We start from the raw sequence: 24782 nt of genomic DNA on the forward strand, positions 1-24782 counted from the left end.
AGACCATGTGCGCCCCTTTTGCAAGGGATAGACTTGCAGGACGATACTGCATATTCGCAGGTCATGGATTGGGATAGGCTGCAATATTTCCTGTTCGTCGCGCGCCACGGCACGCTCGCGCGCGCCAGCGCGGCGCTGCACGTCGATGCGACGACGGTGAGCCGGCGGATAAGCGCGCTCGAAGCCGCGCTCGGCCAGACCTTGTTCGAACGCGCGCCATCGGGTTTCGTTCTGACCGCGGCGGGCCGGGCGCTCGTTCCGCACGCCGAAGCGATGGCGGCGGCGGCGGCGCGCATCCATTCGGCGCGCGAGGATGCGTCGGCACTGTCGGGGCAATTGCGCGTGAGCGTGTCCGAAGGGTTCGGCAACAGCTTCATCGCGCCGCGCCTTGCGGGCTTCGTGGCGGCGCATCCCGAACTGGAGATCGACCTTGTCGCCTCGTCGGGCTTCCTCAACCCGTCTCGGCGCGAGGCCGATATGGCGGTGCTGCTCGCGCGGCCGCGCAAGGGCCCGCTGATCACGCGCAAGCTGTCGGATTACAGCCTCGGCATTTATGCGCCCGCCGATCGGCCCGACTGGCAGGAAGCGGTCGCCGCCGCGCCGCTGTCGCGCACGGGCATCCCGGTGATCGGTTATATGCCCGACATCCTCTATGCCCCCGAACTCGACTATCTGGGCGAGATCGAGCCGGGGCTGCGCGCGACGGTGCGCTCGTCGTCGATCCTTGCGCAGCGGCGGATGATCGCGGGCGGCGCGGGTATCGGCGTGCTCCCCTGCTTCCTCGCGGCGGGCGATCCGGGGCTGGTGCGCGTGCGGCGCGAGCAGACGGTCGCGCGCGCCTTCTGGCTCGCGCTCCACCGCGACGTCGCGCCGCAGCCGCGCATCCGGGCGTTTATCGATTGGCTCGATGCCGAGGTGCGCGAGAGCCGGGGGTTGCTGGTGCCGGCCTAGGCCGGACGCCAGTCGGATGCGATGAGGCCGCCGTCGCCGAACAGCCTTTCGATTGCATCCGTATCGGCTGCCGCTTTGCGCAGCTTGTCCGCGAGCGGGTCGTCGATCGGATGGTCGCTCCGCAGGAAAGCGATCCATGCGGCAATCCCGACTTCGAGCGAGGAGCAGCGCTGCCCGTGTGCCTGATGCCACGCCAGCGTTTCGAGCCAGCGCTGCGGAATCTTCTGGCTGCCGTCCATCGCGATCTGGATCAGCCGGTGGTGGAGCGCCGGATTGGCGAAGCGGTCGAGCAGCGCGTCAGCATAAGCGGCCAAGTCCTGCCCCGGCGCGGCGTCGATCGTCGGCGTGGCTTCTTCGCGCAGCAGCCTTTCGATGACCGGGTGAATTTCGGGATCGGCGACGGCCTGATGGACATAGTCATGCCCCCGGCCAAGCCCGATATAAGCGAGCGCGGAATGCGCGCCGTTGAGCATGCGGAGCTTCGCCGTCTCATAGGGTGCGACATCGGCCACCAGCTCGGCGCCGACCTTTTCCCAGCGCGGGCGCGGGCCGGCGAAATCATCCTCGATCACCCACTGGCTGAAGCCTTCGGTGACGACCGCGCCTTCGTCGCGCGCGCCGAGCGTGGCTTCAACGACGGCACGGTCGGCGTCGGTCGTCGCGGGTACGATACGGTCGATCATGGTCGCGGGACAGGTGCATTCGCCATCGAACCACGCCGACAAATCGGGATGATAGGCGGCGAGATAGTCGCGCATCAATCGGCGAAGCACCGTGCCATTGCCCGCAAGATTGTCACAGCTGAGCAGGGTGACGCCGCGCAGCCTGGCGGCCTTGCGCGCCGCCAGACCGGCGGCAACGAAGCGATAGAGGCTTGAGGCGCCGACCGCCGCGGCAAGATCGAGCGATCCATCAGCGCGGCGCAAATAGCCTTTCTCGGTGACCGTGAAGCTGACGATATGCGTTGTCGGTGCGGCGATGGCGTCGATCACCGCTTGCGGATCGTCCGCCGCAACGAGCACTTTCCGCACCGCGCCGATCAGGCGCAATTCCGCACCCGCCGTGCCCCGCGTGCTGACGGTGTAGAGTCCTTCCTGCGGGTTCAGTTGCGCGGCGACATCGCCCGAACGGAGCGAGACGCCGACGATGCCCCAATCGCGGTCGCCCGCGCCCATCGCATCATCGGTGTACACCGCCTGATGCGCGCGATGGAACGCACCGATGCCGATATGGACGATGCCCGCGGCCTGCGCGGCGCGGTCGTAGCCCGGCGCCGGGACCGATGTCGGCAGCGGCGTTTGCGCGGACAGCCTCACAGTCTGTACGCGGCCTTGGCGAGATTGTAGCTGAGGTCGGTCGCGAGCTCCGCCGCCTCCCATTCCTCCATCCGGTGTTCGGCGACCAGCTGGGCCAAAAAGCCGCAGTCGATGCGCCGCGCGACATCATGGCGTGCGGGGATCGACAGGAAAGCGCGCGTGTCGTCATTGAAACCGACCGTATTGTAGAAGCCCGCGGTCTCGGTCGTCTGGCTGCGGAAGCGGCGCATCCCTTCGGGGCTGTCGTGGAACCACCAGGCGGGGCCGAGTTTCAGCGCGGGATAATGTCCCGCGAGCGGCGCGAGTTCGCGCGCATAGCTCGTCTCGTCGAGCGTGAAGAGGATGATCGTGAGCCCCGCTTCATTGCCATATTTGCCGAGCAACGGGCGCAATGCATGAACATAGTCGGTCGCGGTCGGGATATCGGCGCCCTTGTCGCGGCCATAATGTTCGAACAGCCACGGGTTGTGGTTGCGGAAACTGCCGGGATGGATCTGCATCACCAGCCCGTCGTCGAGGCTCATACCCGCCATCACGGTCAGCATATGCGCGCGGAACAACTCGGCGTCGGCAGCGCTGACGTCGGCGCTTGTGACACGCGCGAACAGCGCTTCGGCCTCGGCATCCGAAAGGTCGGCGGTCGCCGCGGTCGGATGGCCATGATCGGTCGAGGTCGCACCCATGTCGGCGAAGAAGGCGCGGCGATTGCGGTGCGCGGCGAGATAGCCCGCATAGCTGAAAGCATCTTCGCCCGACAGGTCGGAGAAGCGCTTCAAATTATCGCGAAAGCCCTCGAATTCTGGGTCGACCACCGGGTCGGGACGATAGGCGGTGATGACGCGCCCGCCCCATTCTCCGCTGGCGTTGGCGGCGCGGATCACCGCATGATGGTCGAGCGTGTCGATGGGGCTTTCGGTCGTTGCGATCACCTCGATCCCGAAGCGATCGAACAGCGCGCGCGGGCGGAAGGCGTCGGTCGCCAGCGCTTCGGTGATACGGTCGTAGTAGAGATCCGACGTCGCCGCCTCGAACTGCACGCCGATCCCGAACGCCTCGGCGAATACCCAGTCCATCCACATCCGCGACGGTGTGCCGCGGAAGAGATGGTAGTTTTGGGCAAACAGTCGCCAGCTCTCGCGCGGGTCGGCATCGCGGTTGCGGATGCCGAGCGCGCCCAGGGAAATGCCCTGCGAATAGAGCATCCGGAACACATAATGATCGGGATGCAGCAACATCTCGGTCGCATTGCCGAACGACCGATTGCCCGCGAACCAGCTCGGGTCGGTGTGCCCGTGCGGGCTGATGATCGGCAGGCCCGCCACCTCCTTGTAGAGCCGGCGCGCGATGTCGCGCTGCGCCGGATCGGAGGGAAAGAGGCGGTCGGGGGAGAGGGCCAGCGGACGCGGCATCGGATCAGGCTTTGCTTTCCACGGTAACCGGCGCGAGGCGCGGGCTGAGGAGGTGGATCGCCAGCACGGCGAGGAAATAGACCGTCGTGCAGGCGGCGAAAATGAAGGTGTAATTGCCGCCCGTCGCGTCGAGCACCAGCCCGGTCGACTTCGCCATGATCATACCGCCGACGCCGCCCGCAAAGCCGCCGAGCCCGATCACCGACCCGACCGCGCGTTTGGGGAACATGTCGGGCGGGATCGACAGGAGCGTCGACGAAAAGGCTTGGTGCCCCGCGAGCGCCAGACCGATCAACACGACCGCGAGCCACATATTGTCGAGCCCGGTGACGAACAGCAACGGCAGGACGAAACAACCGGCGATCGCCATCGTCACCTTGCGCGCGAAATTGACGCTGTGGCCCTGCTGGATCAGTTTCGACGAGGTCCAGCCGCCAAAGATGCTGCCGACATCGGACAGCAGATACATGATGATCATCGGCAGCAGCACGACCTTGAGATCGACGTCATAGGTCGAGCTGAAATATTTGGGCAGCCAGAAGAGCATCAGGAACCAGACGGGATCGATGAGGAATTTGGCGACCGCGAACGCCCACGCCTCGCGCTTGGTGACGATCCGGCCCCAGCCGATGCGTTCGACCTGTTCGGGCGGATCATGCTCGATCCACGCGAGTTCGGCATCGCTGACCTTCCCGCTCTCGCGCGGGTTGCTGTAGAGCCAGAGCCAGAGGATCAGGAGAAGGACGCCGAAGGCGCCGGTGTAGATGAAGGTCTCGCGCCAGTCGAAGCCGAGCACGCGCATGAACAGCGCAACGGTCGGCGCGGTCAGAATCACGCCGATCGTCGTCGCGCTGTTGACCCAGCCGATCGCGTAGGAGCGCTCCTTTTGCGGAAACCATTCGCTCGACGCGCGGACGACCGCGGGGAAATGCCCCGCCTCGCCGACGCCGAGTATGACGCGCGCGGCCATGAAGGAGGCGATCGACCCCGCGAAACCATGCGCGATATGACCGATCGTCCAGATCGAAATAGCGATGCTGTATCCGATCTTGGGACCGAAGCGGTCGATCAGCCAGCCCATGAGCAGGAAGCCGAGCGCATAGGCGGCCTGGAAGGCGGTGACGATGTTGCCATAGTCATTCTCGCTCCACTTAAGCTCGGTGCCGAGCGTCGGCGCGAGCAGGCCGAGCATGGTGCGGTCGATATAATTGACCGTGGTCGCCGCGAACAGCACCGCGACGATCAGCCAGCGGTAGCGGCCGGACCTTGGCACCGGCGCCGCCGTACCTCCGTCCGCGAATGCCTGTGCCATAAACCTCTCCCGTTGTTTTGCTTTAATAGCTTTTGATCGAGCAACCGACGCGGATTTTTCCGTCGAAGAGCGCTTCGGCGCGCTGGCCGGGTCTGATTTCATGGATACCGGTGATCGCGCCCGCGGACACCCAGGTCCCGGGTGGAATAGCTATGCCGCGTGCGCGCAGGATGTCGATCAGGAAGAGCGCCGATCCGAACGGGCCATCGAGCATCGCCTCCATCGTCGCCGCGCCGACCGTTTCGCCGTCGATCGCCATTTCGACCGGCATGCGGACAAGATCGGCGCCGCGCCAGTCGGCGATCGACGGGCCGAGGATCAGCCCCTTGTTGTTGCCATAGTCCGACGCGGTGACCGCGGGACCGTGGCGGTTGATTTCGGGAAAGGGCGAGCTCGCAATCTCGATGCCGGTGCGGACGTCGGCGATGCACGCGCGCACACTGTCGATGTCATAGACGCGCGTGCCGACGTCGCCGAAGCAGAGCAGAATCTCGGCCTCGGCCGCAGCGAAGCCGTCAGCATAAACCGGCATCACGGGATCGGCGGCGCCATCGAAGATTTCATCGGCGAAGATCGGTCCGGTCAGGCGGTTGCCGCCGTAGCGGGTGACGAGCTCGGCGGCGATTCGCCCGACCTTCCATCCGCCGATGCGGCGGCCGTCGAGCGCGATCGCGCTGTCCTGGATCGCATAGGCCTCAGCCATCGTCTGCGGCATCGCGCCGGGATAGACGGTAAGCGGTGTCTTTCCCGCGCGTGCGTCGATTAGTGCACGCGCCACATTCTGTTGATCGCTTGTCGCCAGCATCTTTCTCATTTCCCTCTTCCGCGAAGCGGTGTAAGAGACACCGGTGTCAAAGGCAAGCGAATATCGGATGTATGATAAATTGCTCCGCCATACCGGGCGCTGCTGAACGGCGATGACCGGCAACAGCCGAATCCATGCGATCCGCGTCCATGACGTGGATAATGTCGTGACGGTGATTGCCGATATCGCGGCAGGCGCCCCCCTGTTCGCCGACTGTGATCTTCGCGCATCGGTTGCCGTGGGGCGCGGGCACAAGATCGCTCTCGCGCCGATCGCGCACGGCGAAGCGGTGATCAAATATGGCTTCCCGATCGGAATCGCGACCGCCGACATCGCGCCGGGCGACCATGTCCACAGCCACAATCTGGCGACCGCGCTGCGCAGCGATGGCGATTATCATTATGGGCCGGGCGCGAGCGAAGCGACACCAGACGCCAAGCCGGCGCCGACATTCGGCGGCTATGTCCGCCCCGACGGCCGCGTCGGCACACGCAACGAAATCTGGATCCTGCCGACCGTCGGCTGCGTCGGCAATCTGGCCGCGCGCGTCGCGCGGATCGCGGGCGCGCGCCATGCCGGGGCCGTCGACGGGGTTCATGCGTTCAAGCATCCGTTTGGCTGCTCGCAGCTTGGCGACGATCTGGGTCATACGCGCGCGTTGCTCGCGGCGCTCGCGCAGCATCCCAATGCCGGCGGGGTGCTGATCGTCGGGCTGGGGTGCGAGAGCAACCAGCTCGGCGCGCTGATCGAGCTGATCCCGGCCGAACGCCGCGCGCATATCCGCACACTGTCGGCGCAGGCGGTCGAGGATGACGAGGCGGCGTGTCTGACGCTGGTCGACGAGCTGGTATCGGGCTGCGCCGATACACCGCGCCGCAAGGTGCCGCTGTCGCAGCTGGTGCTCGGGGTCAAATGCGGCGGCTCCGACGGGCTGTCGGGGCTGACCGCGAACCCGCTCGTCGGGCGCATGGCGGATGCCGTCGCGGCGGCCGGCGGCAAGGTTGTGCTGACCGAAATCCCCGAGATTTTCGGCGCCGAACAGCTGCTCATGGACCGTGCGATATCGCGGGAGGTGTTCGACGACACCGTCGCGCTGGTGCAGGACTTCAAAGATTATTTCATTCGCAACGGCGAGCCGGTGAGCGAGAATCCCTCGCCCGGCAATATCGCGGGCGGGATCACCACGCTCGAGGAAAAGTCGCTCGGCGCGGTGCAGAAGGGCGGCAATGTGCCGGTGGTCGATGTCCGGCGCTACGGCGGCGAAGCCACGCTGCCCGGGCTGACCCTGCTCGAAGCGCCGGGCAATGACGCGGTGTCGTCGACCGCGCTGACCGCGGCGGGGGCGACGATCATCCTGTTTACCACCGGCCGCGGCACCCCGCTCGGCTTTCCGGCGCCGACGCTGAAGATCGCATCGAACAGCGCGCTGGCCGAGCGCAAGGCGAGCTGGATCGACTTCGATGCCGGGTCGGTGCTCGAAGCGGGCTTCGACAGTACAGCGGACGCGCTGCTCGACCTGATCACTGCGACAGCCTCGGGCAAGCCGACGCGGGCCGAGAAAAACGAGGAACGCGATATCGCGATCTGGAAATCGGGCGTGACGCTTTAGTCGAGCGCGCGGAAGGTGAAGTTGCGGAAGCGCGCCTCGCCCTGCCCCGCCGAATAGAGGCCGGGCCGCAGCATCAGGAAACCGCCGCGCACATTATGGTGATAGCCCGAGACCTCCATGCCGCGGTCGAAACGCGTCCACGTCTTCCCGCCGTCGCCGCTGGTGTCGTAGGTGACGATATGGCGGTTGTTGGTGACGCGCATGCGCATCGTGCGGCCGTGCGGATTGGCGGGGCGCGCGCGCTCGATGCCATATTGGTGCGTGACGAAGCGCTCGCCGTCGAAGCCGAGCCCGCAATAGAGTTTTTCGTCGTAGAAGAGGATCAGGCCAGCGGTGCCGCCGGGCGCGATCTCGATATCGCATTCGAAGCGGTACGCCTGATCGCCCGCGATCAGCAGCAAGGGCGATGAATCGACCGGCGCCTTGCCGCGCGCCGCCAGCACCAGCGCGCCATCCTCGACGCGCGCGCGGCTGCGCTCGTCGGCGGCGGGCTTGAAGAAATTCCATTTCGCGCCGAGCGCGAGGCTCGCGAAATCGTCGGAGAGCGCCATGCCGTGCGGGCCCGCGATCGTGCCGCCCTTCGGCTTGGCGATCGGCCGCGACAGGTCGCCCCCCTTCATGCGGAACCAGCCGTCGTCGGTCCATTCGATCGGGTCGAGCAACGTCTGCCGTCCGAGCGTCCAATAGCCGTTTTCGAAACCGTGATAGACGCTCCACCAGTCGCCCGCGGGTCCCTCGACGAGCGTCGCATGGCCGCGCGACCACCATTTTTCGGCGGCCGACGTCGTGCGGACGAGCGGGTTCGCGGGGCAGTTCTCCCACGGCCCGTGGATCGATTTCGACCGCGCCGCGATGACCATATGGCCGGTCGGCGGACCCGCGGTGCCGCCGACCGCGGTGATCATGTAATAATAGTCGCCGCGCCGCGTGATCTTTGGCCCCTCGGGCGCGAAGCCTTCGACCACCCAGTCGGCGGGATAGCGCCACGGATCATAGACATGTTCGGGCTCGCCGATGCGCTTGAGGCCGTCGTCGGACAGGCGCACGCGGTCGCCCCCCGACAGGAACAGCCAGCGCGACCCGTCTTCGCCGACCGCATGGCCCGGGTCGATATGATTGGGCAGGTTCAGGTCAACGGGTTCGCTCCACGGTCCCTCGATCCGGTCGGCCCAGATCACCCAGCTGGTATTCGGTCCCTTGGTCGGAATGTAGAGATAGAAACGCCCCTTGTGCTTGCACAGCTCGGGCGCCCAGACCGATCCGATATTCCTGTGGAGCGCGGGGCCGATCGGGCGCCAGTTCACCAGATCGCGCGAATGCCAGATGACCAGCCCCGGATAGGAGTCAAAGGTCGAGAAGGTCATATAATAATCGGCGCCGTCCTTCAGGATCGACGGATCGGGATGGTCGCCGGCCATGATCGGGTTGAGGAAGCGCCCGTCGCCGAGATCGGCTTTGCGCTGGCCGTCGAAACCCTTGGCCCAAGGCGGAACGGGATCCGAGGGCGCGGGCGGCGCCCCCGCCCATGCGGCGGGCGCGGCGAGGCCCGACAGGCCGGTCGCGAGCAGGCCGCCCCCGGCGAGTTTGAGCATGTCGCGGCGATCGGTCACGCGTCTCTCCTCAAAAAAGAAAGGCCCGGCCCCCTGAAAACGGAAACCGGGCCTCACCGGGACGAACCCGTCAGATCTTGACGCGCGCGCCGAACAGGAAGGTGCGGCCGAAGTGGTTATTCTCGTAATTGCGGTCGGCATCGATATCGGTGAAGCGATAGCGATATTCGTCGGTCAGGTTGATGCCCTCGACCGAGATTTCGATATTGTCGGTGATCGCGTAACGGACCGACGCATCGACGTTGATCGTCGAACCATAGCCTTCGAAGACGTTGCCGGTGCCGCTGTTCGCATCGGCATAGCGGCTGCGATAGCTGACCGAGGCGCGGGCGCTGAACTTGCCGTCGTCATAATAGAGCGTGCCGTTGTAGGCGCGCTTCGACAGGTTGAAGAGCGTGCCGTTGCGGATCGCGCCGACGTTGGCGCCGCCCGGGACGATCGACGGGCCGGCGACCGAATAATCGGCGTCCGAGTCGACATAGGTTGCGTTCACGATGCCGCCGAAGTTCGACAGGAAACCCGGCAGGAATTTGAACGGTGCCTGCAACGAGACTTCGATGCCTTTCAGCTTTGCGCCTTCGCCGTTGCCGATCGAGTTGATCGTCCAGATCTGACCCTCGGGATTGATCGACGCCGGGCTGCTCGGCGGGATGATCGACGTCGGCAGACCGGTCGAGGCAAAGGTGCCGCTGGTCGTCGTCGCGACCGGGAAGCTTGCGATATCCTTTTTGAACAAGGCGACCGAGAAGATCGACTGCGGTGCGAAATACCATTCGAACGCAATGTCATAGGCGGTCGCGCGGAACGGATCGAGGAACGGATTGCCGTAGTTGATGCGATAGTTGAACCCGTCGACTGTCCCGCCCGGCGTCAGATTGCCGAGCGTCGGGCGAGTCATCACGTCGGCAACCGCGGCGCGGATGATGATGTCGTCGTGCGGGAACAGCGCGAGGTTCATCGATGGCAGCCAGTCTTCGTAGCTGCGCTCGACGGTTACCGCCGCGCCGCTGCTGAGCCCGCTCGACGTCTGGTCGGTGTGGACATAACGCACCCCGGCGTTGAGCGCATAGCGCAGCCCGCCAAGCTCGCCCTTGGCATCGAACTGCAGATAGCCGCCGGTGACCTCTTCGCGCACCGCGCGGTTGTTGCCGGCGTCGACCGCGGCGACGCGGTCGTAAAGCTTGGTGAAGGCGGTCGTCGCGTCGAGATTGGCGACCAGCCATTCGGTCGTCGTGCCCGATGGCTGGCCCGCCTTGCCGAGCGTGAACAGCTCGGCGAGCCCCGAATTGACCGGGAAGCCGTATACCGCGGCGGGTCCGAACGCCGACGACGGCGAGCAGGCGAGCGTGCCGAGGACACGGTCGACGCCGCCGTTGCCGCACACGACGGTGTCGCGCGTGAAGGCGATGCTGGAGAAGTCGAAGCGGCGATAGACGCCGCCCGCCTTCACCGTGAAGTCGTCGCTGATGTCCCATTCGGTGCGCAGCTGAACGGTGCGGAACTTGTTCGCGACCTCCGACGGGCGGTCGCGGATTTCGGCAAGCTGGAAATTCGCCGGATTGGTGACGCTGGTGCCAAAGGTCAGCAGCGGATTTTTCATGTCGCTATAATCGTAGCGATAATCCTGCGCATCGCGGTCGTCGAAGACGATCGTCGTTTCGAGCGGGATCGACGCGGTCGATTTCGACAGGCCGCCGAGCAGGGTGAAGCGGAACGTATCGCTGACATCCTGGTCCCAGGTCGCGCCGACCTGATAGAATTCGGTCTTCGCCTTGCGCAGATAATGTTCGGTGCGCACCCACGCGTCGTCGAGCGTCGCCGAGATCAGATTGTTGTCGCCGTCGATTTCGTAATCGCTGACGTTGATCGAGCGTTCGTTGCTGCGCAGCAGCACCTCGGCCCAACGCTCGCGGCGCTGATGCTTGAAGCTCGAATAAAGCCCGTCGAGCGAGATCTTGGTCGCATCGCTCGGCGCGAACTGGATCGACCCGGTGATGCCGAGGCGCTTCTTGTCGTGCGCGATTTCGCCGTAGCGCGGGATGCGCGGATGGAAGGCGAGCGAGACCGAATCGCAAGCCGTGCTTGGCCTGTAGGTGCCGCCCGAATTGGCGGTGGTCCAGCACGGCGTACCATCGACCGAGTCGAAGCGCGCCTGCGCCCAGCGAACCGAATTATTGCCGAGTTCGAGCGTCTTCTGGTCCGAATAGGCGGCCGACACGGCAAAACCGAGCGTGCCGGCATCATTGACCCAGCTGAGCAGTCCGGCGACGCGCGGGCCGACTTTTTCGGAGAGGTCGTTATAGCTGCCCTGCGCCGACAGCGCGGCGGTGAAGCCGCCCTTGCCCGCGAGCGGGTTGCCGGTGTTGAGGTCGACGACGGCGCCGAGCGAGCCTTCGTCGAGTTCGGCCGACGCGGTCTTGTGGACGACGATCGAGCTGAACAGCTCCGAGGCGAAGACGTTGAAGTCGAACGCGCGGTCGCGGTTCGCCGAGGCGCCGTCGGTCGAGGTCGCGACGGTTTCGAGCCCGTTGACGCGGACGCGGGTGAATTGCGAGCCGAGCCCGCGCACGGTGATGCCGCGGCCTTCGCCGCCGTCGCGCTGGATCGTGATGCCGGGAATGCGCTGCAGCGATTCGGCGAGGTTCTGGTCGGGGAATTTGGCGATATCTTCGGCGACGATCGCGTCGACCGCGGCGACCGACTCGCGCTTCACGTTGAGCGCGGCACCCAGCGAGGCGCGGAAGCCGGTGACGACGATCTCGTCTCCGCTCGCCACCGCTTCATCGGCGGCCGCAGCAGCGTCCTGCGCCCAGGCCGGCGAGGCCGCCAGAACGGCAAGCGATGCACCGCACGCCAGCCGGGTCAAAGTGCGAATGCTCCGCATTGCATGAATAGCCATTATCATCCTCCCATATCGCCCCGTTGCCCCCGCTTGCGCAAGGAATGACACCGGTTACTTTACTGGACAAAGCGATTTGGCACACCGCTTCATCCGTTGATCTTTCAGAGAGTGATGATGGCTCGCCGTCACATGCGGCGAACCGGATCAGACCCTCTCCCTTGGAAATATTTTCTCGTTGACCGATTGGGGTAACCGGTGTCAGAAAGATTGCGGATTGCGACGAACATGTCAATACCCCAATGATAAGGAGAGACAGGATGCCCAAAAATCCTCGGATAACCGCGCTTTTTCTGGCCCTTAGCCTGTCATCGGGTTCGGCGACGGCCGCCGATGCGGCACCGCTCGCCTTTCCGGGCGCGGTCGGTCCGGCAGCAGAGACCCCGGGCGGACGCGGCGGGCAGATATTGCGCGTGACCACGCTCGCGCCCGACGGCCCCGGGTCGCTGAAGGCGGCGATCGACACGCCGGGGCCGCGCATCATCGTGTTCGAGGTCGGCGGGGTGATCGACATGGGCCGCAGCACGATCGAGATCAAACATCCCTATCTGACGATCGCCGGCCAGACCGCGCCGGGGCCCGGCATCACCCTGATCCGCACCGGGATCGACGTGAAGACGCACGACGTCGTGATGCGCCATTTGCGTGTCTACACCGGCGTTGACGGCCAGCCGAAGCGCAGCGGGTGGGAGGCTGACACTTTCTCGACCGTCGCGGCGCATAATGTCATCGTCGACCATTGCACTTTGATGTGGGGTATCGACGAAAATATGTCGGCCTCTGGACCGCGCTTCACCGGCAAGAGCGTCGACGAATGGCGCAAGGGCACGAGCCACAACATCACCTTTTCGAACAATCTCGCCGCCGAGGGGCTCGCCGATGCGAGCCATCCGAAGGGCGAGCATAGCAAGGGATCGCTGATCCACGACAATGCGACGGGCATCGTCTTTTACCGCAATGTCTGGGCGCATAATGTCGAGCGCAACCCGCTGATCAAGGGCGGCGCGCAGGCGCTGATGATCAACAACCTGATCTATAATCCGCAGCACCGCGCGGTGCATTATAACCTGATGAACCTCGAATGGGTCGGGCATGAATATGTGACCGGACAGATCACCGCGGTCGGCAATGTGATGCGCGGCGGCAACGACACCGACGAACGCCTGCCCTTCCTGATGCTCGGCGGCGACGGCGACCTCGAATATTATGGCAAGGATAATCTGGCGGTCGACCGACACGGCGAGCCGCTTCCCGAGTTCGGCCGCTATGGCGAGACAAAGGCGAAGCTGATCCGCGCCAAGGCGCCGCTCGCGCCGGTTGGCGGTTATACTATCCTGCCGGTACGCGATGTCGAAACATCAGTGCTGTCGACCGCGGGGGCGCGGCCGTGGGCGCGCGATGCCGAGGAGATTCGCGTGCTCTTCTTCGTCGCCGAGGGGCGCGGCGATGTGATCGACGATGAGAAGGAAGTCAGCGGTTATCCTGAGGTCAGGGAGGTACGCGCGCCCTTTGTCGCGGGCGACTGGGACCTTGCGACGATGGAACCGAAGTCGGGCCGCTATCCTGGCCAGACCGCGCCGCTGCCGCAGGAAAATCTGTCGCAGCGCGACCGCGCTTCGCGGACGGCGAATTGACGATGGGCGCGCTCCTCGCCCTGTTCCTTGCCGGGGGAGCCGCTCCCGCAATGGTCGTGATCGACGAAACGGCAACGGTGCGCGAGGAAGCGCCGCCGCACGGCGCGATCGGTATGTCGACCGCGTACCGGATCAGCGATTCGGTCCCCGCGCCGCGCAGCTTCGAATTCCGCAAGCGCGCGCTGCATGTCGGCGCGGCGATCGGCGTGCATCCGATCGACCATGACGAGATTTACTACGTCCTCTCGGGCACCGGCGTCGTCCATTCGAACGGCGAAGAAAAGGAACTGAAGGCCGGGACCGCGGCGTGGCTCTACAAGGGCGCGCAGGTCGGCATTCGCCAGACGGGCCGCGAACCGCTGGTGCTGATCATCGCTTATCCGAACAAGGCGGCGAGCGAATGACCTTCGACCGGCGCGCCCTGCTGACCGCCGGCCTCGCGCTGCCCTTCGCGAGCGCGGCAGCACGCGAAGCATGGACACGGCCGGCGGGCCTGAAGCCCGACGCGAGCATCGCGCTCTGGCCCGAAGGCCATATCCGGCCGCCTGCGGGGCTTGTCGAAGCGGTCGTCCAGCGCAGCGACGATCCGAAGGCGAGCGACCGGATGCTGCAAGGAATCAAGCACCCGCGGCTCGACATCTTCCGCCCGGCAAAGCCCAATGGCGCGGCGGTGATCCTCGCGCCGGGGGGCGGCTATCGTTACGTCGTGGTCGACAAGGAAGGCTATGAGCTCGCACGCTGGCTGAGGGAGCGCGGCGTTACCGTCTATGTTCTCTTCTACCGCCTGCCGGGGGACGGCTGGACGAACGGCGCCGACGTGCCGCTCGCCGATGCGCAGCGCGCGGTGCGGCTGGTGCGCAGCCGCGCGGGCGCCGACGGCATCGATCCGGCGCGCATTGCCTTCGGCGGCTTTTCGGCGGGCGGGCAGGTCGCTACGAGTCTGCTCACGCGTTTCGACGCCCAGGTCTATGCGCGGGTCGACGCGGCCGACGCCTTATCGGCGCGGCCCGATGCGCTCGCGGCGATCTATCCCGTCGTGTCGATGGACCCGGCGATCGCGCATGCGGTGAGCCGCGAGAAATTGATCGGTGCCAATCCCGATACGGCGCGCGAGAAACTTTATTCGCCCGAACGCAATGTCCGCGCCGACCAGCCGCCGCTGTGGCTGCTCCACGCCGAGGACGACAGCGTCGTGAAGGTCGAGAACAGCGTGCGGCTGCGCGAAGCGACGCGCGGTATCGGCGCCCCCGTCGAGGCGCATTTCTTCGAGCGCGGCGAACATGGCTTCGGGCTGATGAAGGCGGCGGGGCTGCCCATCGTGATCTGGCCCGAGCTGCTGTGGAACTGGCTCGGCTCGCACAAGATCGTCTAGCTGCCCGGCTGGATGTACGGCACGCGCGCGAACAGCTCGCGCTCCCACTTGCGCGGATCATTTTCGACGCGGCTCTCCGTATCGAAGATCATCGTCTGACGCTTCGCCAGATCATAGGCCGGCCAGCCCGGGTTACCGGTGCGGGCAAAGCGGACGAAGGCGTCCATCACGCGATCGCTCATCGCCTGCTGCGCGGGGGTGGGATCGGGTATCGTGCCGAAGCTGAGCGCGATATCGTCGGCGTGTTTCGCGCTTTCGAAATCGAGCTGGTAGACGAAGCCCGGAGCCCTGGCGCGGGCGCGCGCCTCGGCCTCCTCGACCTGCCCGCGCCAGCTGCGCGCGGCGGTGACGATGCGGTGGAACAACTCGAGCGGCGCGGCCTTCGGATAGCGCACGCGGAACTGGCCAACGACCCACGACGGCTCGATATCGATGCGCATCTCGGGCGCTATGCGGCTGGCGAGATTGTCAAAGTTCAGCCCCGACAATTGCTTGCCATCGGGCGCGTAGAAGGCGCGCGTCTCCATCACCGTGTTGCCGAGCATCATCGGGATACCAAGCGACTGCGGCGCGGCGTCGGGCCAGAAGGGGTGGCGCACCAGATGCTTCATATCGAGCACCGGCCCCATATAGACCCCGCCGCCGAGGATCGGGTCGGTCGCGGAGAGCGCGGCAACGAGCTGCTCGACCGGCGCAGTCGCGGGATCGACGCCTTTGCCCAGCTTGTCGAGAAATGCCTGCGCGCGCTTCGTCGCATTGAGCGGACCCGAGGCGGTGACCTGCTGCCCGCTCATCGTGATTGCCTTGTGGAACAGCCCTTTCGCTTCGGGCATCGCCATCAAGGTCGCGATCTTCGCGCCGCCGCCCGACTGACCGAAGACGGTGACATTGGCCGGATCGCCGCCGAACGCCGCGATGTTGCGCTGGACCCATTGCAGCGCGACGATCAGGTCGAGTTGCCCGGCATTGCCGCTATCGGGGAAACGCGGGTCGAGCCGCGCAAGGTAGAGATAGCCGAGCGCGTTGAGGCGGTGGTTGACGGTGACCACCACGACATCGCCGCGCGCCGCGAGATTCGCGCCGTCGTTGACCGGATCGGTGACGCTGCCAGTCGAATAGGCGCCGCCGTGGAAATAGACCATCACCGGCTTTTTGCGTGCCGTCTCAGGATCGGGCGTCCAGACGTTGAGGAAGAGGCAGTCCTCGTCCTGCGGCTGGTAGCGGTCACCGCTCTGCGGGCAGGCGGGTCCGAAGTCGGGAAAGGCGGTGCGATATTGTTCAGCCTCGCGGACCGGTACGGGCGCCTGAAAGCGCGCCGCCCGCGCATAGCGGATGCCGCGGAAGGACCGGGACGCGGCCTCGGTCATGGCGTTTTCGCGGCTCTCGTAAAAACCGTCGGGTGCGGCCACGCCGGTGGTTGCGTTGATCGCCTCGAACCGAAACGCGCTCAGTCCGAGCCACGCTGCGGCGCCGAGGAACGCCCGGCGCCCTACGCCGTCAGCGCCGGACATCGAGCCCGCCGCCGTGGAAGGCGTCGATATCGGCCTGTCCGAAACGGCTCGCGTCGCCCGGCAGCGAATGTTTGAGGCACGTCAGTGCGAGGCCCGATTCGGCCATCGCACGCGCATCGCCCCCCGACAGATGCGCGTGGAGCACACCCGCGGCAAAGGCATCGCCCGCGCCGATGCGGTCGACGATGCCCGTGACGTCGATCTCGGGGGTCTGGTAGCCGCCGCCGCGCAGGTCGACGCGCGCCGCGATGCGGTGATGATCTGCGGTGACCGTATGGCGCGCGGTCGATGCGATCAGCTTGAGGCCGGGGAACGCCGCGAAACCCGCTTCGGCCGCTTCGCGCCGCCGGTCCTCGCCCTCGCCGCTGAATTCCTTGCCGAGCACGAGCGAGAGATCGCGGTGGTTGCCGAAGAGGATGTCGGCGGTGCCGATCAGTTCGGAGAGGATCGTGCGCGGATCGCTGTCCCACGCCTCCCACAGCATCGCGCGATAATTGCCGTCGAAGCTGACGGGAACGCCGAGCCGTTTTGCCGCGCGTGCCGCCGCAAGCGCGGCCTCGGCCGAGCGCGGTCCGAGCGCGGGGGTGATGCCCGACAGGTGGAGCAGGCCCGCGCCCGCGAGCAAGTGGTCGAAATCATAATCCCCGGGCGCGGTCGCCGCGAAGCTCGACCCCGCGCGGTCGTAAACGATCTCGGACGCGCGGAGCCCCGCGCCGACGCTGAGGAAATAGAGCCCCATGCGCCCCGCACCGCTGGAAACGGCAGCGCAATCGACGCCCGCGCCGCGTACCGCCGCCACCGCTCCGCGACCCAGCGCATTCGCAGGAACGCGGCTGACCATCGCGCAGTCGTGGCCAAGGTGCGCGAGGCCGATCGCGACATTCGCTTCCGCGCCGCCGACATGGAGCGCGAGCGACGGCGACTGCATCAGCAGCTCGTTGCCCGGCGCGGTCAGGCGGATCAGCAGTTCGCCGAAAAAGACAAGGCGGCCTTCGGTCATCGCGCGAAGCTAACGCGCGAGCCAGCCGCCGTCGACGGCGAGGATATGGCCCTGCACATAGTCCGACGCCGATGACGCGAGAAAGACCGCGGCGCCGCCGATGTCGCTGGGGTCGCCCCAGCGCCCCGCGGGGATACGCTCCATGATCTGGCGGTTGCGCGTCTCGTCGCCTTGCAGCGCGGCGGTATTGTTCGTCGCGATATAGCCGGGCGCGATCGCGTTGACCTGCACGCCCTTTGCCGCCCACTCGTTCGCGAGCAGCTTGGTGAGCCCGCCGACGCCCGATTTCGACGCGGTATAGCTCGGCACGCGGATGCCGCCCTGAAAGGTCAGCATCGAGGCGATGTTGATGATCTTGCCGCTGCCGCGCGCGATCATGTGGCGGCCGACGCTCTGGCAGAGGAAGAAGAGCGTCTTGAGATTAGTGTCCATCACCGCATCCCAGTCGGCCTCGGTGAAGTCGACCGCGTCGGCGCGGCGGATGATCCCGGCATTGTTGACGAGGATGTCGATCCGCCCGAACTCGGCGAGCACCGCGTCGACGAGCGGCTGCACCGCGCCGACGCTCGACAGGTCGGCGGCGAAATTCTCGCCGCGGCGACCGAGCCCGCGCACCTTGCCGACGGTCTCGTCGGCGGGCGAGCGGCCCGCGGCGGCGATGTCGGCGCCCGCTTCGGCGAGCGCGAGCGCGATCCCCTGCCCGATGCCGGTGTTGGCGCCGGTGACGAGCGCGACTTTTCCTGTGAGGTCGAACATCTTCATCTTCCTACCCTTCGTCATGCCGGGCTTGATCCGGCACCCATTTCAGCGGCGTAGTCTGGACCCCGGATCAAGTCCGGGGTGACGATGAATGGATTACGACAGCTGACAGATGTCGAGGACGTTCATGTCCGTATAATCCTGATTCTCGCCCGCCATCGCCCAGATGAAGGCATAGGATTTGGTGCCCGCGCCCATGTGGATCGACCAGGGCGGCGAAATCACCGCTTCCTCATTCTGCATGACGATATGGCGGGTGGCTTCACCCTCGCCCATGAAATGCATCACGCGGTCGCTGTCGACATTGTCGAGTTCGAAATAGAAATAAATCTCGCTGCGGCGCTCGTGGATGTGCGGGGGCATCGTGTTCCAGACGCTGCCTTCCTTGAGCACGGTCAGCCCCATGACGAGCTGCGCGCTGTCGCACACGCCCGGAATGACGAGCTGAAAGATCGTGCGTTCGTTCGATTCAGCGAGGCTGCCGCGATCGAGCGCATTGGCGTCGGCGATGCCGAGCTTGCGCGTCGTGAACGCCTTGTGCGCCGGGCACGACGCCAGATAGTAGCGCGCGCCTTCACCGGCGAATTCGACGTCCTTCGCGCCCATCGTCACATAGAGGCAATCCTTGTTGCCGAGCGTGAATCTCTCGCCATCGACGGTGACGGTGCCTTCCACCGAAGAGACGTTGACGATCGCGAGCTCGCGGCGTTCGAGGAACGGGTGGCCCGCGGCCGACGGCGGCTCACTCTGCGCGGGCAGCTTCACCGGCGCCGAACCCACGGCGACGCCGCCGATGACGAAGCGGTCGGCATGGGTGTAGTTGAGGACGCACTCGCCTTCACTGAACAGGTTCTGGATCAGATAGCGATCGCGCAGCTCGGCGTTCGACACTTCCTCCATCATCACGGGATGGGTGGCGTAATAGGTCTTGGAAAACATGGGATCGCATCCTCATCTGAGATTTCTGGCTTGCCGCCTTGCTAGTTTTGATGGTAACCGGTGTCAAGAGGTGTTGGCGCCCCCGCCGGGCGGTTGATTTTACGCTTTCGAGCGCCCATCAGCATTGCAAAGCGCGAGCCGGGCCAGAGGCTTGCAGGGGAAAGAGCGAATATGGCGGCACAAACCAAGGGGCCGGGGGGCAAGCAACCGACGATCAACGACGTCGCGGCGCTTGCGGGGGTGTCGAAAAAGACCGTGAGCCGGGTGATCAACCGCTCCGAATTCCTGACCGACAAGACGCGCGCCGCGGTCGAAAAGGCGATCGAACAATTGGGCTTCGTCCCCAATCCGCAGGCGCGCGCGCTCGCCTTTCGCCGCAACTTCCTGATCGCGCTGCTCCACGACAATCCGAACGCGCAGACCGTGCTCAACTTCCAGCGCGGCGTGCTCGACGCGATCAAGGACAGCGACCTTGCTTTGCTTGTCCGCCCCGTCGATCGCGGGTCGGACAAGCTGCTCGACGATGTACGCACGTTCCTGGAAAAACAGCGGCCGATCGGCGCGATGCTGCTGCCGCCGATTTCGGAGAATGACGATCTGGCCGCGCTCTGCGAGGATCTGGGCGTGCGTTATGTCCGCGTCGGGTCGGCGCCGCTCGACGATCCGAAGCATTGCATTTCTTCGAACGATCGCGAGGTCGTCTCCGAAGCGGTGCGCCGATTGATCGCGCTCGGCCATCGCCGCATCGGTTTCGTGCGTGGCCCCGTCGGCTTCCGTTCGGCCGCCGAGCGCGAAGAAGGTTTCCGCGAGGCGCTGAGCGAGGCCGGACTCGACCTTCCTCCAGCATTCAACGCGCCCGGCAATTACCGCTATACCGCTGGCATCGAGGCCGGCGAAGCCCTGCTGTCGCTCGCCGCCCCGCCGACGGCGATCTTCTGCTCGAACGACGAGATGGCGGCCGGCGTGATGAGCGTCGCGCACAGCAAGGGCGTGAAAGTGCCCGAGCAGCTTTCGATCATCGGCTTCGACGACAGCCCGACCGCGACGCATATCTGGCCCGCGCTCAGCACGGTCCGCTGGCCGATCCACGAGATGGGTATCCGCGCCGCGCAAACGCTCGTGCCCGATTTTCTCGCCCCGGGGACCAAGGTCGCCGAGGGCGCGGTTCTGGCCTCGACCTTCGTCGAGCGCCAGTCGGTCGCGCCGCCTTCGACGAAATAAGGGTCAGCGGCGCCGGCGGGCGAGCTGATATTCGTAGAGCGACGGCACCGCGGCGACCGCCTGCCCCGTGCCCTCGATATAGGGCGCGGGGGTGTAGCTGACCGCGATCTTGCGGTTCGCGTGCAACCCGACGATCCGTTCGCCGGGGCCTTCGAGCCCGCTTGTGATCGCAACCGTGGCATCGGCGGGAATGCCCTCGGGCATCACCAGCTTCGCGTTCCACAGCGTGTTGTAAAGCCCGTGCCCCGGCTTCCAGTAGGGCGCGCCGCCGCCGACCCACAGCTGGTAATGCCAGCCGTCCTTGCCCCGCTTGGGGTCGATGTGCATCTCGATCGCGTCGAACAGATTCTGGTGGTTCGACCCGCTGTGCTGGTCGATGATCGCCTCTTTCTCGACGACCGAGCGCAGGAACACCGAGCGCGTCGAGCGCGTGTTGATGCTGACCGGGTGAACGACCGGATTTGCGACCTTCAGATCCTTCACCAGCACATTGTGCACCGCGCCGACATGCACCGAATAATGCGCGCGGCGGTCACCCGTTGTCGTGATGTCGGCGATCGTCAGGCTCGCGGCATTGTCGGTGAGGATGCCGCTGTCCGCGCGGTCGATCGTGAGCTTGCTGACCCAGCCGTCGAAGACGCCGGTCATGTAGATGCCATTATAGCCCTGTTCGAGATGATGGCCGAACGCCGGCGCTTCGGGAAATTGCAGCCGCAGATTCTGGATGCCGACGTTCGTCAGATGCTGCCATTGTGCGACCACTGCGGGCTGATCGGCGCGAATATCGTGGAGCAAAGGATCGCCGAGCGTCACCGTCTTGCCGCGGACCGCCGCGACGCGCGTCGCCTGCAAGACGACCGGCCGGTTCGGAAAGCTCCAGTGATGCGAGCCGATTGGCAGGTCGGTATCGCCATAGAGCGATTTCAATATCTGGCTGTTCGGCCCGTCGACCGAGAACCATTGCAGCTGCACGACATCGCCGACTTTGAACTTCGACGCATCATCGACCGTCAGCGTGCGGGCGAACTGTTTGCCCGAAACCCCGGTCGCGAGCACCGGATCGCGGACATCCTTCGTCCCGTCATAGGAGACCGGCCGGCTGCCCGCGGGCGCGACATAGATCATCCCGCCCGCCCACGTATATTCGGTGAACAGATAGTCGATATTATGCTCGGGCTCGACCTGCTGCTTCTTCTCGCGCACCATATATTCGCGCAGCTCGTCATAATCGTGACTCTGGTCGATGAGCTTCAGCGGGCGCGGGAACCAGAGTTCGCTGCCGCCCGGCCCGTTGCCCGCGCCGTCGAGGGTGATATCGCTGCGCGTGATGCGCAGCACCTCGGTGATCTGCGTGCGGCCTTTGGGGAAGCGCAGCGTCACCTTGCCCTTCACCGCGTTCGCCGCGGCGAGCGCGCGCAGCACCGCCTTGCTATCGTCGAGCCCGTCGTCGGGGATCGCACCATAGTCGGTGACGTCGACGATCGTCCCCGCATCGGCGGGGATCGGCGCCAACCCGAAGCCATAGCCGGCATAGCTGAAATCGGGCAGCGGGTTCGCCGCCGTTGTCGCGGGGTCGGAGAGGATTTTGGGCAGTTTCGCCGGTTGCGCCTGCAAGGGGAAAGTCAGCGCCGCGCCGAGCGCCAGAACCGAAACGAGGCGCGCACGCCGATCACGCGAAATCATAACCCGATACACTCCCTGCGGCTCCGTTTGGCATGGCGGCGCGCGCCCAGTATAAGTCGGGGGCGCCGCCATGCCGGGGACCTCGTTTAGAACTTCGCGCGCACGCCGACCGAGAAACGCCGCTCGGACAAGGCATAGCTGTTGAGCGCGGTCGTGTTGAAATTGCTATACTCGGTCGTCGCCGATTTCTTCGGCATCAGATTCTGCGCCTGCAGCGACACCGCGATATTCTTGGTGATGTCGACCCCGACCTGCGCATCGAGCTGCGAGCGCGAGCCGACAAAACTCGGCCGCCCTTCGGAGAATTCGAACACCGCCTCGTCGCGATAGTTGTACGCGATGCGCGCCGAGAAAGGCCCCTTTTCGTACAGGCCGACGAGATTATAGCTGTTCTTCGACACCGCGACGAGCGGGAAGCCCGCGCTGTCCTCCGAATCCGAATAGGTGTAATTCGCGATCACCCCGAAGCCGTCGAGCGGTGACGGCAGGAAGTCCATGAACTGCTGGATACCGATTTCGAAGCCCTTGATCTTCGCGCTTGAGAGGTTCTCCGGGCGCGAGAAGGTCAGCTCGCGGCCCTGCGGGTCGAGGTTGGTGTCGATCCCGGTGGTGACGAAGCTCGCGATGAAATTCTTCACATCCTTGTAGAAAACGGCGCCCGAGATCAGCGAGCTCTTGCCCGTATAATATTCGAAGCTGACATCGGCCTGCGTCGAGATCGGCGGTTCGAGATTCACATTGCCGCCGGTGACCGACAGGTTCGTCGCGTTGAAGAAGGTCGACGGCGCGAGGTCGGCGATCGAGGCGCGCTGCATCGTCTGCGACCCCGACACGCGGATCAGGAAATCGTCGGTGACATTGAACGCGATGTTCGCGCTCGGCAGCACATTGGTGTAGCGATTCTTGTCGTTGACCAGCCGGCTGACGGTGCCGACGTTGACATAGCTATCGACCGACAGGCGCGTCCACGCGATGCGCACCCCGGCATTCGCCTTGTACGGGATGCCGGCAATCTCGCCCTCGCCCGATACCATCAGATAACCGGCGAGCGTCTTTTCGCTGAAGTCATAGTCGCGCTGCAGATTGGGCAGCAGCGTCGAGCGGCCATTCGCGTTCGGATTGGGCTCGGCCGCCTGCGCGCGGGTGAAGACATAGTCGAAGGTCGGCGCGGTGCTTAAAAAGCTGCGCGGGAAGGTTCCAGGAATGTCCGACAGGAAATCGCCCGCATCGACCAGCTTGAGAAACGGCTCGATCTCGGCGCGGGTCGGCGTGACCTGGCTGCGGAACGCGTTCGAGCGCGCATGGAGGTCGGTATAGCGAACCCCCGCGGCGATCGTGACGCCGCCGGTTTCGTAGCTGACGTCAAGCTTGCCTGTATATTCGTCGAGCAGGCCGATCAGGCGGTTGCTGCGCACGCCGTTCGTCGCCGGGTTGTACGATGCATAATTCGTCGGATTGAACGGCCCGGTCAGTGTCAGCGACGGGATCGTCGTGTCGCGGAAATCGAACGCACCCGGCACCGCAGCGGTGCCCTGCAAGGTGATGATCTGGATCGTCTGGTCGATCGTGCCCTTGCTGTAATAGCCGTCGGCCTCGATCGTCAGCCCGTTGTCGCCCTCATATTTGCCGTTGAGCCCATAGAGGAAGCTTTCGGTCGGCTCGTTGCGGATCTGCCCCGCGGTGGTGACGGTGCCGTTGGCGTTGCCCGCGACGACCATGCCATCCTCGACGACGCGATTGGTGACGGGATTGCTGCCCGTCGGCAGGCGGAAGGCGAAAAAGTCCTGGCGGCGCCCGGTCTTGAGCTTCGAATAGAGCGCGTCGGCGGTGATCGTGAACTCAGGCGTCACCTCGAACTGGATCGCACCGTTGAGGCCGAGGCGCGAGCGGTCGACGGTGAACTGCTCATATTGCAGCAGCACCGGGGTCGGGAAGACGCCGCCGCCCGTCCCCGTATAGGTGCGGCCCAGGAAATTGTTGCGCTCGAACGTCTGCGTCATCGACGTGCGCTTCTGATATTCGCCCGCGATCATGACGCCGATGCGGCCATCGGCGAATTTGGTCGTCGCAAAACCGGTGATCGCGGGTTCGAACTTTTTCGAATTTTCCGAATAGACGCCCTGCGCGCGGACCGAGATTGTCGGTTCCTTGAAGCTCAGCGGCTTCGGCGTGACGAGGTTCACCGTGCCGCCGAGGCCGCCTTCGGCATTGCTGGCGAGCGGCGATTTGCGCACTTCGAGGCGGCCGAACAGGCTGGAGGGCACCGAATCGAGCCCCGACGAGCGACCGAGCTGGTCATTTTCGGGCGGCGACAGGCGCGCCGACCAGCCGAGCAGCGTACGGCCATCGACCTCGACGCGCACCTGCTGCAGCCCGCGCACCGACACCGACTGACCTTCGCCGAAAACACGGGTGATCTGAACGCCGGTGACGCGCTGCAGCGCTTCGGCGACGTTGGCGTCGGGCAGCTTGCCGACGTCTTCGGCGGTGATGACGTCCATGACCTGATCGGCTTCGCGCTTGATGTCGGCGGCGCGTTCGAGCGAGGCCCGGATGCCGGTCACCACGATCGCGTCATCGGCGGCCGGAGCCGCCGCCGCGTCCTGCGCATGGGCCGGCGATAGCGCCAGCGCCGCGAGCGACGCGCCGCCTGCCAGTTTCGCCAATGTCCGGACGCCCCGCCTTGCCTGAATAGCCATCTTCATCCTCCCACGCCGGCGGCGGCCTGTCGCCTGCTCGCCAATGATTTCCC

The 24782-nt window shown here is 65.5% G+C and carries 18 protein-coding genes; 6 read left to right on the plus strand and 12 right to left on the minus strand.

Annotated features, from left to right (window positions below):
- Positions 1-63: 63 nt before the first annotated feature.
- Positions 64-951, plus strand: coding sequence for a LysR family transcriptional regulator (locus tag ACTJI5_RS18670; RefSeq protein ID WP_440861387.1), 888 nt, complete (start codon positions 64-66; stop codon positions 949-951).
- Here ACTJI5_RS18670 and ACTJI5_RS18675 read toward each other — a convergent pair.
- From ACTJI5_RS18675 to ACTJI5_RS18690, 4 genes are read right to left on the minus strand one after another with little or no spacing between them, the layout of a single operon-like run.
- Positions 948-2267, minus strand: a complete 1320-nt coding sequence (locus ACTJI5_RS18675) for a mannitol dehydrogenase family protein (protein ID WP_440861359.1) — start codon at positions 2265-2267, stop codon at positions 948-950. The genes ACTJI5_RS18670 and ACTJI5_RS18675 overlap by 4 nt on opposite strands.
- Positions 2264-3676 carry a glucuronate isomerase gene (gene uxaC, locus ACTJI5_RS18680; protein WP_440861360.1) on the minus strand — a complete coding sequence of 471 codons (1413 nt, stop codon included), beginning with the start codon at positions 3674-3676 and terminating at the stop codon, positions 2264-2266. Before uxaC ends, ACTJI5_RS18675 begins: the two co-directional genes overlap by 4 nt.
- A 4-nt stretch (positions 3677-3680) precedes the next feature.
- On the minus strand, positions 3681-4988 hold the full coding sequence (locus ACTJI5_RS18685) for an MFS transporter (protein WP_058539382.1): 1308 nt from the start codon (positions 4986-4988) through the stop codon (positions 3681-3683).
- A 22-nt stretch (positions 4989-5010) separates the two neighbouring features.
- Entirely contained in the window at positions 5011-5802 is a 792-nt protein-coding gene (locus ACTJI5_RS18690) for a 2-keto-4-pentenoate hydratase (protein WP_439512574.1), read from the minus strand.
- 103 nt (positions 5803-5905) lie between these two features.
- On the opposite strand from ACTJI5_RS18690, the gene ACTJI5_RS18695 reads away from it, so the two are divergent.
- Positions 5906-7402 carry a UxaA family hydrolase gene (locus ACTJI5_RS18695; RefSeq protein WP_440861361.1) on the plus strand — a complete coding sequence of 499 codons (1497 nt, stop codon included), beginning with the start codon at positions 5906-5908 and terminating at the stop codon, positions 7400-7402.
- On the opposite strand, the gene ACTJI5_RS18700 is transcribed toward ACTJI5_RS18695, so the two are convergent.
- Positions 7399-8994, minus strand: coding sequence for a family 43 glycosylhydrolase (locus ACTJI5_RS18700; RefSeq protein WP_440861388.1), 1596 nt, complete (start codon positions 8992-8994; stop codon positions 7399-7401). The two genes, ACTJI5_RS18695 and ACTJI5_RS18700, sit on opposite strands and share 4 nt — an antisense overlap.
- An 88-nt stretch (positions 8995-9082) precedes the next feature.
- A complete protein-coding gene (locus ACTJI5_RS18705) occupies positions 9083-11911 on the minus strand; it encodes a TonB-dependent receptor (protein ID WP_440861362.1) in 2829 nt (942 codons plus the stop codon).
- Positions 11912-12171: 260 nt separating this feature from the next.
- Here ACTJI5_RS18705 and ACTJI5_RS18710 point away from each other — a divergent pair, with 260 nt between their 5' ends.
- Genes ACTJI5_RS18710 through ACTJI5_RS18720 form a run of 3 tightly spaced genes read left to right on the plus strand, consistent with a single transcriptional unit; the run spans position 12172 to position 14917 of the window.
- On the plus strand, positions 12172-13545 hold the full coding sequence (locus ACTJI5_RS18710; protein ID WP_440861363.1) for a pectate lyase family protein: 1374 nt from the start codon (positions 12172-12174) through the stop codon (positions 13543-13545).
- A 2-nt stretch (positions 13546-13547) separates the two neighbouring features.
- The gene (locus ACTJI5_RS18715; protein ID WP_440861364.1) at positions 13548-13949 is read left to right on the plus strand and encodes a cupin domain-containing protein; all 402 of its coding nucleotides are present in this window, start codon (positions 13548-13550) and stop codon (positions 13947-13949) included.
- Positions 13946-14917, plus strand: a complete 972-nt coding sequence (locus ACTJI5_RS18720) for an alpha/beta hydrolase (protein WP_440861365.1) — start codon at positions 13946-13948, stop codon at positions 14915-14917. Before ACTJI5_RS18715 ends, ACTJI5_RS18720 begins: the two co-directional genes overlap by 4 nt.
- Here ACTJI5_RS18720 and ACTJI5_RS18725 read toward each other — a convergent pair.
- The 4 genes from ACTJI5_RS18725 to kduI all read right to left on the minus strand — a co-directional run bounded on the left by ACTJI5_RS18725 (position 14914) and on the right by kduI (position 19126).
- Complete coding sequence (locus ACTJI5_RS18725; protein WP_440861366.1) at positions 14914-16428, minus strand: carboxylesterase/lipase family protein; 1515 nt, start codon at positions 16426-16428, stop codon at positions 14914-14916. The genes ACTJI5_RS18720 and ACTJI5_RS18725 overlap by 4 nt on opposite strands.
- Positions 16415-17428, minus strand: coding sequence for a sugar kinase (locus ACTJI5_RS18730; RefSeq protein WP_440861367.1), 1014 nt, complete (start codon positions 17426-17428; stop codon positions 16415-16417). The genes ACTJI5_RS18725 and ACTJI5_RS18730 overlap by 14 nt, the downstream gene beginning before the upstream one ends.
- A 9-nt stretch (positions 17429-17437) precedes the next feature.
- Complete coding sequence (kduD, locus tag ACTJI5_RS18735; protein WP_440861368.1) at positions 17438-18190, minus strand: 2-dehydro-3-deoxy-D-gluconate 5-dehydrogenase KduD; 753 nt, start codon at positions 18188-18190, stop codon at positions 17438-17440.
- A 93-nt stretch (positions 18191-18283) separates the two neighbouring features.
- On the minus strand, positions 18284-19126 hold the full coding sequence (kduI, locus tag ACTJI5_RS18740; protein WP_440861369.1) for a 5-dehydro-4-deoxy-D-glucuronate isomerase: 843 nt from the start codon (positions 19124-19126) through the stop codon (positions 18284-18286).
- A 171-nt stretch (positions 19127-19297) separates the two neighbouring features.
- Here kduI and ACTJI5_RS18745 point away from each other — a divergent pair, with 171 nt between their 5' ends.
- Positions 19298-20347 (plus strand): LacI family DNA-binding transcriptional regulator, encoded by a 1050-nt coding sequence (locus tag ACTJI5_RS18745; RefSeq protein ID WP_440861370.1) that lies wholly within the window; start codon positions 19298-19300, stop codon positions 20345-20347.
- A gap of 3 nt (positions 20348-20350) precedes the next feature.
- Here ACTJI5_RS18745 and ACTJI5_RS18750 read toward each other — a convergent pair whose 3' ends face one another.
- Both ACTJI5_RS18750 and ACTJI5_RS18755 read right to left on the minus strand, forming a co-directional pair.
- Entirely contained in the window at positions 20351-22030 is a 1680-nt protein-coding gene (locus ACTJI5_RS18750; protein ID WP_440861371.1) for a hypothetical protein, read from the minus strand.
- Between the two features lie 86 nt (positions 22031-22116).
- Positions 22117-24729: a TonB-dependent receptor gene (locus tag ACTJI5_RS18755; protein WP_440861372.1), complete on the minus strand. Its 2613-nt coding sequence runs from the start codon at positions 24727-24729 to the stop codon at positions 22117-22119.
- Between the last annotated feature and the right edge of the window lie 53 nt (positions 24730-24782).

This window comes from Sphingopyxis sp. 22461 (assembly GCF_052044915.1).
GTDB lineage: Bacteria > Pseudomonadota > Alphaproteobacteria > Sphingomonadales > Sphingomonadaceae > Sphingopyxis.

Bases quoted from the DNA above. Each gene is read 5' to 3' on its own strand.
- ACTJI5_RS18670 (WP_440861387.1), top strand. From the start codon at position 64: ATGGATTGGGATAGGCTGCAATATTTCCTGTTCGTCGCGCGCCACGGC.
- uxaC (WP_440861360.1), bottom strand. From the start codon at position 3,676: ATGCCGCGTCCGCTGGCCCTCTCCCCCGACCGCCTCTTTCCCTCCGAT.
- ACTJI5_RS18685 (WP_058539382.1), bottom strand. From the start codon at position 4,988: ATGGCACAGGCATTCGCGGACGGAGGTACGGCGGCGCCGGTGCCAAGG.
- ACTJI5_RS18690 (WP_439512574.1), bottom strand. From the start codon at position 5,802: ATGAGAAAGATGCTGGCGACAAGCGATCAACAGAATGTGGCGCGTGCA.
- ACTJI5_RS18695 (WP_440861361.1), top strand. From the start codon at position 5,906: ATGACCGGCAACAGCCGAATCCATGCGATCCGCGTCCATGACGTGGAT.
- ACTJI5_RS18700 (WP_440861388.1), bottom strand. From the start codon at position 8,994: ATGCTCAAACTCGCCGGGGGCGGCCTGCTCGCGACCGGCCTGTCGGGC.
- ACTJI5_RS18705 (WP_440861362.1), bottom strand. From the start codon at position 11,911: ATGGCTATTCATGCAATGCGGAGCATTCGCACTTTGACCCGGCTGGCG.
- ACTJI5_RS18710 (WP_440861363.1), top strand. From the start codon at position 12,172: ATGCCCAAAAATCCTCGGATAACCGCGCTTTTTCTGGCCCTTAGCCTG.
- ACTJI5_RS18715 (WP_440861364.1), top strand. From the start codon at position 13,548: ATGGGCGCGCTCCTCGCCCTGTTCCTTGCCGGGGGAGCCGCTCCCGCA.
- ACTJI5_RS18720 (WP_440861365.1), top strand. From the start codon at position 13,946: ATGACCTTCGACCGGCGCGCCCTGCTGACCGCCGGCCTCGCGCTGCCC.
- ACTJI5_RS18725 (WP_440861366.1), bottom strand. From the start codon at position 16,428: ATGTCCGGCGCTGACGGCGTAGGGCGCCGGGCGTTCCTCGGCGCCGCA.
- ACTJI5_RS18730 (WP_440861367.1), bottom strand. From the start codon at position 17,428: ATGACCGAAGGCCGCCTTGTCTTTTTCGGCGAACTGCTGATCCGCCTG.
- kduD (WP_440861368.1), bottom strand. From the start codon at position 18,190: ATGAAGATGTTCGACCTCACAGGAAAAGTCGCGCTCGTCACCGGCGCC.
- kduI (WP_440861369.1), bottom strand. From the start codon at position 19,126: ATGTTTTCCAAGACCTATTACGCCACCCATCCCGTGATGATGGAGGAA.
- ACTJI5_RS18745 (WP_440861370.1), top strand. From the start codon at position 19,298: ATGGCGGCACAAACCAAGGGGCCGGGGGGCAAGCAACCGACGATCAAC.
- ACTJI5_RS18750 (WP_440861371.1), bottom strand. From the start codon at position 22,030: ATGATTTCGCGTGATCGGCGTGCGCGCCTCGTTTCGGTTCTGGCGCTC.
- ACTJI5_RS18755 (WP_440861372.1), bottom strand. From the start codon at position 24,729: ATGGCTATTCAGGCAAGGCGGGGCGTCCGGACATTGGCGAAACTGGCA.